Origin of the sequence: Aeromicrobium sp. CTD01-1L150 (assembly GCF_041951745.1) — a bacterium.
Lineage (GTDB): Bacteria > Actinomycetota > Actinomycetes > Propionibacteriales > Nocardioidaceae > Aeromicrobium.
The window spans coordinates 1,562,333-1,574,371 of sequence record NZ_CP169555.1; the positions used below are offsets into that span (position 1 = coordinate 1,562,333).

Here is a 12,039-nt window from a genome sequence, read left to right on the forward strand (position 1 = left end):
GGCATACTCGGACGCAGCTGACGCGCTCCCGGGCGCGACCTGCGATCGCCCTGCCGACCACTGAGAGGACCAGCCAAGCCCATGCTCGCCATCCTGATCGCCGGTGGTCTCGCTCTTCTCGGGACGCTGCTCGGCACCCGACTGGCGATCAACGTGCTGGTGTCGAAGGGCTACGGACAGCTCATCCGCGACGACGGCCCCACCTCGCACCACGTCAAGCGCGGTACCCCCACGATGGGCGGGCTGGTCATCATCTTCGCGGCCGTCTTCGGCTATCTCGTCGGGCGCGCCGCGATCGGCTACTGGCCGAGCGCATCGGTGTTGCTGCTGTTGCTGCTGTTCTGCGGCCTGGGCCTCATCGGCTTCCTCGACGACTACATCATCATCTCCAAGCAGCGCAGCCTCGGTCTGCGCAGCAAGGCCAAGATGAGCGGCCAGATCGCCGTGGGTCTGGTGTTCGCGGTCCTGGCCATCGGCTGGGAGGACGATAACGGTCGCACACCGATCTCGCACGCCGTCTCCTTCACCCGTGACATCCCCGGCACCGAGCTGCCCACGATCCTGCTCATCGTGTGGGTGCTGATCCTGATCGCCGGTGCGAGCAACGGCGTCAACCTCACCGACGGACTCGACGGCCTCGCCACGGGCGCCTCGGTGATGGCCTTCGGCGCCTTCGTCTTCATCAATCTCTGGCAGACCAACCAGAACTGCGCCACGACCCCCGGCCCCAAGTGCTACGAGGTGCGCGACCCGCTCGACCTGGCGATCCTGGCCTCGGCCATCACCGGCGCCTGCTTCGGGTTCCTGTGGTGGAACGCATCCCCGGCCAAGATCTTCATGGGCGACACCGGTTCGCTCAGCCTCGGCGGTGCGCTGGCCGGCTTCGCCCTGATGACCCGAACCGAGCTGCTGCTGGTGCTCATCGGTGGGCTCTTCGTGCTCATCACCGCCTCGGTGATCCTGCAGGTGGCCTACTTCAAGGCCACGGGGGGCAAACGGATCTTCCGCATGGCGCCCTTGCAGCACCACTTCGAGCTGCTCGGCTGGGCCGAGATCACCATCGTCGTGCGGTTCTGGATCATCAGCGGACTGTTCGTGGCCACGGGCATCGGGGTCTTCTACTGGGAATGGGTCACCGGCGTATGACCGCTGGACGGGACCGATGACCGGTCCCCACGACTCCTGGGAGGGCACGCGGGCCCTCGTCACGGGCTTCGGGGTCAGCGGAGCCGCGGCTGCCGACACCTTGCAGCACCTCGGCGCCGAGGTCGTCGTGGTCGACGAACGCGCTCCGGACGGTGCGGCCGCTGAACGGGCGCAGATCCTGCAGACCTTGGGCGTCGAGCTGCGTCTGGGGCCGGGCTCGACCTCGACGTTCCCCGACGCGTGCGACCTCGTGGTGACCTCGCCGGGCTGGCGTCCGACCGCGGACCTGCTGCAGCAGGCCGCTGCACGGGACGTGCCGGTCTGGGGTGAGGTGGAGCTCGCCTGGCGGCTGCGCGGCCCCGAGGCCCCGCCCTGGCTCTGCATCACCGGGACGAACGGCAAGACGACGACCGTGCAGATGAGCGAGGCCATCTTGCAGGCCGCCGGGCTGCGGGCCGTTGCCGTCGGCAATGTCGGCCGTCCCGTCGTCGAGGCCGTCATGGACCCTCAGCCGCTCGATGTCCTCGCGGTGGAGCTCTCCAGCTTCCAGCTGCACTGGACGCATTCCCTGGCGGCGGAGTCCGCGGTCGTGCTCAACGTCGCCGACGACCACCTGGACTGGCACGGTTCCCTCGACGCCTACGCGGGGGCCAAGGGCCGCGTCTACGAGCACGTCCAGCGTGCGTGCGTCTACAACGTGCAGGATCCCGCCACCGAGCACCTCGTGCGACAGGCCGACGTCCAGGAGGGCGCCAGGGCGATCGGCTTCACCCTCGGGGTCCCCGGGCTCAGCATGCTCGGCGTCGTCGACGGAGTCCTCGCCGACCGGGCTTTCACCGAGGAACGTCGCTCCAGCGCGGTCGAGCTGGGCGCGGTCTCAGACCTCGACGACGACTCGCCGCACCAGGTCGCCAACGCCCTGGCCGCCGCAGCCCTCACACGCGCACACGGCGTGCCGCACACGGCCGTCCGGGACGGGCTGCGGGCCTTCCGCGGCGGTCCGCACCGCCGCTCTCTCGTGGTCGAGCGCGACGGTGTCCGCTGGGTCGACGACTCCAAGGCCACCAACCCACATGCCGCCCTGGCGTCGCTGCAGGGAGTGGACTCCGCGGTCTGGATCGCCGGGGGACTGGCCAAGGGGGCGAGCTTCGACGACCTCGTCGCGACGGCTCGTGAGCGGCTGCGAGCCGTCGTGCTCATCGGCACCGACGCCCCGCTGATCTCCCAGGCGCTGCGGCGACACGCGCCGGATGTGCCCGTCGTGGAGGTCGGGAACGGCCACAATGGCGCCATGGACGTCATGGGTCGCGCCGTCGAGGCCGCAGGAGGTCTCGCCCGCCCCGGCGACACCGTGCTGCTCGCACCGGGCTGCGCTTCCATGGACCAGTTCCGCGACTACGGAGCCCGCGGCGACGCGTTCGCCGATGCCGTGCGCGCCGGGACCTCCCAGGGCTGAGCAGTGGCGACGACGACCGATCCGCCGCGCAGTGCTCCGAACCTCATCGAGCGGGCGCGACGCACCCTCGACCGCCCGCTGGCCTCCTACCAGCTCGTCCTGGGCTCGGTGGCGCTGCTGGTCGGTCTCGGTCTCATCGCGGTGCTCAGCGCCAGCTCGGTGCTGGCCTACCAGATGTACGACGGCAACTCCTTCGCCATCGTGCAGCGGCAGGCGATCTTCGCCGTCGCCGGCCTGGTGGCCGCCTACCTGGTGACGCGCTTCCCGCTGGCGTCCCTGCGCAAGCTGATCCTGCCGGTCCTGCTGATCTCGATCGCCCTGGTGCTGGCCACCTTCATCCCCGGCGTCGGCATCAGGGTCAACGGCAACCAGAACTGGCTGCCGTTCTTCGGTGGATTCAACCTGCAGCCCTCGGAGTTCGCCAAGCTGGCGCTCGTGCTGTGGATCGCTGACCACTACGCCAAGCGGCAGCGCATGATGAAGCACCCGCGCTACATCCTGATGCCGATGATCCTCATCTCCGGGGCCGTTGCTGGGCTGATCGTCCTGCAGCACGACCTCGGCACGGCGCTCGTGCTGTTCTGCATCATCGTCGGGATGCTGTGGGTGGCCGGGCTGCCCGGGCGCTACATGGGCGCGGTCGTGGCGTTCGTCGGTGTCGTGTGCGTCTTCTTCGTGGCCACGGCGCCCTACCGCGTCGCGCGGCTGCTGAGCTTCCTGAATCCGTTGGCCGACCCGGACAAGGACGGCTACCAGGCCATCCACGCCATGATGGGCTTCGCCCGGGGCGGCTTCTGGGGCGTCGGGCTGGGCAACAGCCGGCAGAAGTGGGGCTCGTTGCCCGAGGCCCACACCGACTTCATCCTGGCCGTCGTGGGCGAGGAGCTCGGACTCGTGGGCAGCATCGTGGTGCTCGCGCTGTTCCTGCTGCTCGCCGTCGCCGGCGTGCGCATCGCCACCCGGACTCGCGAGCCGTTCGTGCGGTACGCCGCCGCCGGCATCACGATCTGGCTCACCATGCAGGCACTCATCAACATCGGCATGGTGCTGGGCCTCCTGCCGGTCATCGGCATCCCGTTGCCGTTCCTCTCCTACGGTGGCTCCAGCCTGCTGGTGACCTTGGTGGCCTCAGGCTTCCTGCTGTCCTTCGCCACCACCGAACCGGGGGCGGCCAAGGCACTCGCGGCCGGCCGTGCTCGACGACGTCGCCGCGCCGCGGCCAGGAGGAGATGAGACGTGCGCGCCCTGCTCGCCGGCGGCGGCACTGCCGGACACACCTCGCCATTGCTGGCCACGGCAGCGGTCCTGCGTGACGGAGGCGTCGAGGTCACCTGCCTGGGGACGCCCCGTGGGCTGGAGGTCACGCTGATCCCGGAGGCCGGATACCCGCTGGAGCTGGTCCCGCCGGTGCCGCTGCCGCGACGCCCGGGCAAGGATCTCGTGGCGCTACCGGCCCGGCTGCGCGCCGCCGTCAAGGCGACGCGGGAGGTGGTCGAGCGGGTCAAGCCGCACGTGATCGTCGGCTTCGGGGGCTACGTGTCGGTGCCTGCCTACCTCGTGGCCCGCCGCACGGGCATCCCCTTGGTCATCCACGAGGGCAACGCCGTTCCCGGCATCGCCAACAAGCTGGGTGTCCGCTTCACCGAGCACGTGGCCACGAGCTTCCCCGACACCGACCTGCGCCACGGCCGCTACATCGGCCTGCCGATCCGCCGGGAGATCTCCCGGCTGGACCGGGCTGCGCATCGGGTGCAGGGACGAGAGCACTTCGGCCTCGAGCCCGACCTGCCCACGCTGCTGGTCACCGGCGGTTCGCAGGGCGCCCGACGCATCAACCGCGCGGTGGCCGCGGCCGCTCCCGATCTCGCCGAGGCGGGTGTGCAGGTGCTGCATGCCGCCGGGCGTCCCGAGGAGGTCGAGATCTCCCGCGCGCAGGGTGACCCGCCGTACGTCGTGGAGAAGTTCATCGACCGCATCGACCTCGCATACGCCGCCGCCGACCTGGTGGTCTGCCGCGCTGGCGCCAACACCGTCACGGAGGTCGCCTCCGTCGGCCTGCCTGCCGCGTTCGTGCCGCTGCCGATCGGCAACGGTGAGCAGGCGCACAACGCCGGCCCGGTGGTCCGGGCCGGTGGAGCCCTGCTCATCGACGACGAGGCCTTCACGGCCTCGTGGGTCGACCAGGCGGTCATCCCGCTCCTGCGCGACACCGAGCGTCTTGCCACGATGTCTGCCGCGGCCGCCGGGCTCGTCCCGCGCGACGCCGATGAGTCTCTCGCGGCCATGGTCCTGGACGCCGTGGGAGTGCGATGAGGATCGACGTCCCCGCCGAGATCGGCCCTCCGGCCGAGATCGGCCCGGTGCACTTCGTGGGCATCGGCGGGGCCGGCCTGTCGGCGATAGCCCGCCTCATGGCGCAGCAGGGGATCGAGGTCTCGGGGAGCGACGCCCAGGAGTCCGCGGTCCTGGCGGCGCTGCGGGCCGAGGGGATCCGGTGCTTCGTCGGCCACGCGGCCGAGCACCTCGGTGCTGCCCGGACCGTCGTGGCCTCGACCGCGGTGCGCGAGGACAACCCCGAGGTGGTCGCGGCGCTCGATCGTGGTCTGCGGCTGTGGCCCCGGTCGGCCGGTCTCCGCTCGGTCATGCTCGGTCGGCGCACCGTCGCCGTGGCCGGGACGCACGGCAAGACCACCACCACCGCGATGCTCACCGTGGCCTTGCGCGGGGCCGGCGCCGACCCGTCCTTCGCCATCGGCGCCGAGGTCGCGGCGCTGGGCACCAACGCCCGGCTGGGCCACGACGACGTGCTGGTGGCCGAGGCGGACGAGAGCGACGGCGCCTTCCTCGTGTACTCGCCCGAGATCGCGGTCGTCACCAACGTCGACGCCGACCACCTCGACACGTGGGGCACCGAGGAGGCCTACGCCGCGGCCTTCGAGCAGTTCGTCGGGACCGTCGGAGACTGTGTGGTCATCGGACTGGACGATCCTGGAGCGGCCCGGCTCGTGCCGGTGGCCGAGGCGGCCGGTCTCCAGGTGGTCACCACGGGGCTGGGCACGTCCCATGGCATGCCGGACCTGCTGGGCACGGACCTCGTCGTCGACGGGCAGACCACCGTCCTGACCGTGCGGCGCGCGGGCGAGCCCGACCTGCCGCTCACCCTGTCCGTGCCCGGCGCCCACTACGCCCAGGACGCCCTGCTGGCCCTCGCGGCCGGGCTGCGGCTGGGGCGGGACCCGGCCGGACTCGTGCGGGGACTGGCTGACCACCGGGGGGCCAAGCGCCGCATGGAGCTGCTCGGCGAGGCGCACGGCGTACGGGTCGTCGACTCCTATGCGCACCACCCCACCGAGATCCGCGCCGATCTCGCCGCGGCCCGGGCAATGGCCGGCGACGGCCGTCTGGTCGTGGCCTTCCAGCCGCACCTGGTCAGCCGCACTCGGGTGTACGGGGAGCGGATGGGTCAGGAGCTCTCGGCGGCCGACCACGTCGTCCTCGCCGACCTCTACCTGGCTCGCGAGGATCCCGACCCCGAGGTCACCTCTGCCGTCGTCGCGGCGGCCGTCTCGGATGTTCCGGCCGTCCTGGGCGGCTCGGTGGAGGGCCTGCCCGACGTGCTGGTCGATGAGCTGGTGCCCGGTGACCTGCTGCTGACCCTGGGGGCCGGTGACATCACGACGGTCGGGCCCCGGGTCCTTGCGGCACTCGGGAACGGACCGGAGATCCCAGCCCAGGGCAATCCGCGGATCGAGCCGTGAGCCAGCAGAGGTTCGAGCAGAAGCGTCGCCAGGACCGTCGACGCAAGCTGTTGCGGTACGTGCTGCCCGCGACCATGGTGGTCGCGGGAGCGGGGCTGCTCTGGCTGGTCGTCTTCTCCAGCGTCCTGGCTGTCAGCTCGGTGAAGGTCGAGGGTCTGGACACGCTCAAGGCCGGCCAGGTCCGCGAGGCCGCGGAGGTGCCGGACAAGCGTCCGCTCGCCCGGCTGGACACCGTGGCGATCGAGGGCCGGGTCGGCTCGATGGAACGGGTCGAGAACGTCGAGGTGCACCGGTCGTGGCCGAGCACCGTGCGCATCGTCGTCACGGAGCGCAGGCCCGTGGCCTGGGTGCGGCTGGACGGCCGGATGCGGGCGATCGACCGCTACGGCGTGGACTTCAAGACCTACCGGCGTGAGCCGAAGACGATCGTCGAGGTGCGGTTCCCTGGGATGGACGCACGGCGCCTCCAGCAGTCCCTGAGCAGCGCCGGCAGCGTCCTGGCGGCGCTGCGCGCCGACGACCCGGCCCTGCTCAAGGCCGTGCAGCACGTGGAGGTGGAGTCGCGGGACTCCGTGGTCCTGGCCCTCTCGCGCGGCCGGACGGTGACGTGGGGGAGTGCGGGCCGAACGGCTGAGAAGCTGACCGTCCTGCGCTCGCTGCTGGAGGCCGTGGACGCCAGTGGGTACGACGTCAGCGCACCGGAGCAGCCCACCACCAAGAGCTGAGCGACATCGGTCGTGTCGTGGCGGCGTGTCGTCGTGGGTGGGGGCCCGGGCCGACGTAGCGTCGTTCTTGCCAGCAGGTTGACATAACTATAAACCTCCACCTCAGGGTTAGACTTCACCGTCTTTCCCCGGCCGGAAGTACCAGCCTGGAAGTACCAGCCCGGAATTACCAGCCCAGAAGTATCTGCCGGAAGTCACCGCGCAGAGCCCCAGCCACACAGGAAGGCACGCACATGGCGGTCCAGAACTATCTCGCCGTGATCAAGGTCGTCGGTATCGGCGGCGGCGGCGTCAACGCGGTCAACCGGATGATCGAGGTGGGGCTCAAGGGTGTGGAGTTCATTGCGATCAACACCGATGCGCAGGCGCTGCTGATGAGCGATGCCGACGTCAAGCTCGACGTCGGCCGTGACTCCACCCGTGGTCTGGGCGCCGGCGCCAACCCGGAGATCGGCAAGGCCGCTGCCGAGGACCATGCCGAGGAGATCGAGGCAGCGATCAAGGGTGCCGACATGGTCTTCGTCACCGCCGGAGAGGGTGGCGGTACCGGCACGGGCGGCGCGCCCGTGGTGGCTCGCATCGCCCGCTCGCTGGGTGCCTTGACCATCGGTGTGGTCACCCGTCCGTTCACCTTCGAGGGGCGCAACCGCTCCTCGCAGGCAGACCACGGGATCCAGGCGCTGCGTGAGGAGGTCGACACGCTCATCGTCATCCCCAACGACCGGCTCCTGTCGATCAGCGACCCCAACGTCAGCCTGCTCGACTCCTTCCGTCAGGCCGACCAGGTGCTGCACCAGGGTGTCTCCGGCATCACCGACCTCATCACGACGCCCGGTCTGATCAACCTCGACTTCGCCGACGTCAAGTCGGTCATGTCAGATGCCGGCTCTGCCCTCATGGGCATCGGGTCGGCCCGAGGCGAGCAGCGGGCCGCAGCGGCCGCGGAGATGGCCGTCTCCAGTCCGCTGCTCGAGGCCTCCATCGAGGGGGCGCGCGGTGTCCTGCTCTCCATCGCCGGCGGCTCGGACCTCGGTCTGTTCGAGATCAACGAGGCCGCTGGCCTGGTGAGCGATGCCGTTCACCAGGACGCCAACATCATCTTCGGTGCCGTCATCGACGACGCCCTCGGCGACGAGGTGCGGGTCACGGTCATCGCCGCCGGCTTCGACGGTGGTGAGCCCAAGGTGCGCGACGCCTCCCAGCCCGCCCTGCTGAAGGAGCCCGAGCAGCGTCCGGAGCGAGACGAGCAGGCCATGTCTCCCGCGGCGGCCGGAGCGCACCGCTCGCAGGAGCCGGGATCCCCGGCGCGCACCGAGGAGCCGGAGCCCGCGGGCGGCTCCATGCCGCCCACGGCCGAGCCCCGCGAGGTGCCCTACGGCGACGACCTGGACATCCCCGACTTCCTTCGTTGAGCAACGGGTGGGCACGGTCCCGATAGCCTCGAGGGTGTGTTCTGGTTCCGCGAGTCGTCCGGCGATCTCGAGATCGCCTTCACCGATCGAGGCGGCGGCGTCAGTGGTGGTGAACGGGCGTCCTTGAACCTCGGCAGTGCCGGTGGCGACTCGATGGCCGACGTCGTGGCCAACCACCGAGTCGTGGCCGAGGCGATGGGCGTCGACGAGCTCAGTGCGATGTCGCAGGTCCATGGCCGCGACGTCGTCCATGTCGAGTCCCCGCACCCGGAGGGCTCGGCCGCCGTGCCGCAGTGCGATGCGACCATCACCGACGTCCGTGACCTGGCGCTGCTCGTGCGGGTGGCCGACTGCGTCCCCGTGCTGCTCGCCGACCCGGCGGCAGGCCTGGTCGCAGCTGTCCACGCCGGGCGCTCCGGCCTCGTCGCGGGGGTCGTGCCCCGTACGCTCGCCGAGCTGCGCTCGAGGGGGGCCACCACGGTGCGCGCCTGGGTCGGACCGCGGGTCTGTGGCGCCTGCTACGAGCTGCCCGCCCGGATGGCTGACGACGTCGATGCCGCCGTGCCGGGCACGCGCCGCACCACGTCGTGGGGCACCCCGGGCGTCGACATCGGGGCCGGGGTCCTGGCCCAGCTCAGGGCCGCCGACGTCGAGGTCACCGACGTCGGCGCAGGGGCCTGCACGTTCGAGGACGACCGCCTCTTCTCCTACCGTCGCCAGGGTGCGGAGTCGGGCCGGTTCGGGGGAGTGGTGGTCCTGCGATGAACGAGGTGTCACCGAACGCTCCGGCGACGCGTCGCGACGAGCTGCGGCACAACGTCGCCGCGGTGCAGGAGCGCATCGACGCCGCCTGCCGCGCCGCCGGACGCGACCCGGCCGACGTCACGCTGATCGTGGTCACCAAGACCTACCCCGCCAGCGATGTCGCCCTGCTCGCCGAGCTCGGTGTCACCGACGTGGGCGAGAACCGTCACCCCGAGGCCGGGGAGAAGGCAGCCGACGTCCAGGCGCCACTGCGCTGGCACTTCGTGGGCGGGCTGCAGACCAACAAGGCCGGCGCGGTGACGCGGTACGCCGACGTCGTGCAGAGCGTGGACCGGGCCAAGCTCGCCAGGTCGCTCTCGCGCGGGGCCGAGGCGGCCGGACGCGAGGTGGGCTGCCTGGTGCAGGTGGACTTCGACGGCGACCGGGCCGGCCGGGCGGGCATCGCGCCGGACGGTGTGGACGAGCTCGCGGACCTTGTGGCCGACCTGCCGGGTCTGCGTCTGGACGGCGTGATGACGGTGGCGCCGCTCGGCCTCGACCCGGCACCCGTGTTCGAGCACCTCGGGCGGATCTCAGCCGGACTGGTCGTCCGACATCCCGGCGCGGGTGTCGTCTCCGCGGGCATGAGTGAGGACTTCGAGGCCGCGATCGCCGCCGGAGCGACACACCTTCGCATCGGGCGCGCCGTTCTCGGTGAAAGGCCGCGTGTCGGGTAATCTCGCTGGTGTCATTCAAACGACGCGGGCGAGCGTCGAGAGCAGACATACGGAGATCTCATGGCTGGCGCAATGCGAAAAGTGGGCGAGTACCTCGGCCTGGTCGAAGAGGCCGACTTCGAGGACTGGGACGACGAGCCTGCGCAGTCCGAGCCCTCCTCTCGTGAGCGTGCGCGCCGTTCCGAGCGCGCTGAGCGACCGGCGCAGGCCCCTGCTCCGGTCGCCAAGCTGGAGGACCGCCGTTCACCCCGGCCCACGCCCCGCCCCGAGCCGCACGTGGAGCAGGCGTCCATGCTGGCGAGGATCGAGACCGTCACGCCCCGGACCTACAACGACGCCCGTTCGGTCGGCGAGCACTATCGATCCGGGGTGCCGGTCATCATGAACCTCTCGGAGATCGACGACGACGACGCCAAGCGGCTGGTCGACTTCGCCGCGGGCCTGGTCTTTGCGGTGCACGGTACGATCAACCGTGTGACGTCCAAGGTCTTTCTGCTCTCGCCGGAGAACATCGAGGTCACCGACGAGGACAAGCAGCGCATCGCTGCCGGCGGCTTCTACAACCAGAGCTGACGTATGGAAATTGCCGCTGTCGGCGGAGTCATCCAGCTCGTCCTCTGGATCTTCATCATCGTCCTGCTCGCCAGGATCGTCATCGACTGGGTCCAGGTGCTCGCCCGCACCTGGCGCCCCACCGGGCTGCTGGCCGTGCTCTGCGAAGGCATCTACTCCGTGACCGACCCGCCGCTGCGCGCCGTGCGCGGGGTCATCCCGCCGGTGCGACTCGGCGGGGCCATGCTCGACCTCTCGCCGATGATCCTGATGTTCGGCATCTACCTGCTGTTCATCATCGTGGGGGCGACCCTGGCATGAGCAAGGAGGCCGCTGTGTCACTCACACCTGAGGACGTGCGCAACAAGCGCTTCACCCCGGTTCGCTTCCGCGAGGGCTACGACATGGACGAGGTCGACCTGTTCCTCGACCGGGTCGAGGCCGAGCTCGTCCGTCTGGCCGCCGAGAACACCAGATCGTGTCCCAACTGTCGTCCCTGACCAGGCCCTGCGAAGACTCAGACCTGCGAACACGCTGAGAATGCGGCCCGTCGAGACGCATGTGGCAGAAGTGAACGACCACGGAGTACGGTGGTCCGAGCAGAGTCGAGTGACTACCAGCAACCACGAGGTGAACTGATGCCGTTGACGCCAGAGGACGTGCGCAACAAGCGCTTCACTCCGGTCCGTCTCCGCGAGGGTTACGACATGGGGGAGGTCGACCAGTTCTTGGACGAGGTCGAGGCCGAGCTCGAGCGTCTGACCGTCGAGAACGAGGAGCTGCGCGCCAAGGTGGCCGCGGCTTCCACGGGTGAGCCGACCGGACTGATCCCGGCTGTTGCCCCCGCTCAGGAGACGGCGCCGGTGCCCGTCGTGCAGGAGAAGGTGGAGCCGGAGCCCGAGCCGGAGCCCGAGCAGGACACCGTTGCTGCTTCGCCCGTCGCGGAGCCGGTCCCCGACGCCGGGGCGGTACCCACCTCCATGGGAGATGCCTCCACCGCGGCGGCTCGCCTGCTGGAGATCGCCTCCTCCAACGCCGACCAGCTCATGGACCAGGCCAAGGAAGAGGCCGACCGCATCGTCGGAGAGGCCCGCACCAAGGCCGAGCGCCTCACCCACGAGGCCCGCGGCAAGGCCGACCGCCTCGAGACCGACGCGCGCATCCGCTCGCAGAAGCTCGACGACGAGACCAACGAGCGTCGTCAGCAGGCCGTTGCCGCCATCGAGCGTGAGCGCTATGAGCTCCAGCGCGAGGTCGAGCACCTGCGTGCCTACGAGCGCGAGTACCGTGCCCGGCTCAAGAACTACTTCCAGAGTCAGCTCGACCAGCTCGCCGCGAACGAGAACCCGACCTCCAACCCGGTGCAGAACCCCAGCGACGCCTCACCGCGTCGCCTCCGGTCGCTGTTGGGCGATGAGGACAGCAGCTCCTCCTCGTCGAACTCCTCGCTCTGACGCACCCTGCGCGAACGGCCCGCCACCTGCTCAGGTGGCGGGCCGTTCGTCGTGC

General features: G+C 70.4%; 13 protein-coding genes. All 13 read left to right on the forward strand.

Annotation, left to right across the window (positions count from 1 at the left end):
- Window positions 1-81 precede the first annotated feature (81 nt).
- Window positions 82-1,146 (forward strand): phospho-N-acetylmuramoyl-pentapeptide-transferase, encoded by a 1,065-nt coding sequence (gene mraY, locus ACEVFP_RS07750; RefSeq protein ID WP_375003115.1) that lies wholly within the window; start codon window positions 82-84, stop codon window positions 1,144-1,146.
- Between the two features lie 16 nt (window positions 1,147-1,162).
- Window positions 1,163-2,602, forward strand: a complete 1,440-nt coding sequence (gene murD / locus ACEVFP_RS07755; RefSeq protein WP_375003116.1) for a UDP-N-acetylmuramoyl-L-alanine--D-glutamate ligase — start codon at window positions 1,163-1,165, stop codon at window positions 2,600-2,602.
- A 3-nt stretch (window positions 2,603-2,605) separates the two neighbouring features.
- Entirely contained in the window at window positions 2,606-3,835 is a 1,230-nt protein-coding gene (gene ftsW, locus ACEVFP_RS07760; protein ID WP_375003117.1) for a putative lipid II flippase FtsW, read from the forward strand.
- A gap of 3 nt (window positions 3,836-3,838) precedes the next feature.
- Window positions 3,839-4,915: an undecaprenyldiphospho-muramoylpentapeptide beta-N-acetylglucosaminyltransferase gene (gene murG, locus ACEVFP_RS07765; protein ID WP_375003122.1), complete on the forward strand. Its 1,077-nt coding sequence runs from the start codon at window positions 3,839-3,841 to the stop codon at window positions 4,913-4,915.
- Window positions 4,912-6,360, forward strand: a complete 1,449-nt coding sequence (murC, locus tag ACEVFP_RS07770; RefSeq protein WP_375003123.1) for a UDP-N-acetylmuramate--L-alanine ligase — start codon at window positions 4,912-4,914, stop codon at window positions 6,358-6,360. The genes murG and murC overlap by 4 nt, the downstream gene beginning before the upstream one ends.
- Window positions 6,357-7,085, forward strand: a complete 729-nt coding sequence (locus tag ACEVFP_RS07775) for a cell division protein FtsQ/DivIB (protein WP_375003124.1) — start codon at window positions 6,357-6,359, stop codon at window positions 7,083-7,085. The genes murC and ACEVFP_RS07775 overlap by 4 nt, the downstream gene beginning before the upstream one ends.
- Window positions 7,086-7,318: 233 nt before the next feature.
- Window positions 7,319-8,497: a cell division protein FtsZ gene (gene ftsZ, locus ACEVFP_RS07780; RefSeq protein WP_375003125.1), complete on the forward strand. Its 1,179-nt coding sequence runs from the start codon at window positions 7,319-7,321 to the stop codon at window positions 8,495-8,497.
- Window positions 8,498-8,533: 36 nt separating this feature from the next.
- Complete coding sequence (locus ACEVFP_RS07785) at window positions 8,534-9,262, forward strand: polyphenol oxidase family protein (protein ID WP_375003127.1); 729 nt, start codon at window positions 8,534-8,536, stop codon at window positions 9,260-9,262.
- Window positions 9,259-9,978, forward strand: a complete 720-nt coding sequence (locus tag ACEVFP_RS07790; protein WP_375003129.1) for a YggS family pyridoxal phosphate-dependent enzyme — start codon at window positions 9,259-9,261, stop codon at window positions 9,976-9,978. The genes ACEVFP_RS07785 and ACEVFP_RS07790 overlap by 4 nt, the downstream gene beginning before the upstream one ends.
- A gap of 60 nt (window positions 9,979-10,038) precedes the next feature.
- Window positions 10,039-10,551 carry a cell division protein SepF gene (locus ACEVFP_RS07795; RefSeq protein WP_375003131.1) on the forward strand — a complete coding sequence of 171 codons (513 nt, stop codon included), beginning with the start codon at window positions 10,039-10,041 and terminating at the stop codon, window positions 10,549-10,551.
- Between the two features lie 3 nt (window positions 10,552-10,554).
- Window positions 10,555-10,851, forward strand: a complete 297-nt coding sequence (locus tag ACEVFP_RS07800; protein ID WP_375003133.1) for a YggT family protein — start codon at window positions 10,555-10,557, stop codon at window positions 10,849-10,851.
- Between the two features lie 14 nt (window positions 10,852-10,865).
- Complete coding sequence (locus ACEVFP_RS07805; protein WP_375003135.1) at window positions 10,866-11,030, forward strand: DivIVA domain-containing protein; 165 nt, start codon at window positions 10,866-10,868, stop codon at window positions 11,028-11,030.
- Between the two features lie 138 nt (window positions 11,031-11,168).
- Entirely contained in the window at window positions 11,169-11,984 is an 816-nt protein-coding gene (locus tag ACEVFP_RS07810; RefSeq protein ID WP_375003137.1) for a DivIVA domain-containing protein, read from the forward strand.
- Window positions 11,985-12,039 lie beyond the last annotated feature (55 nt).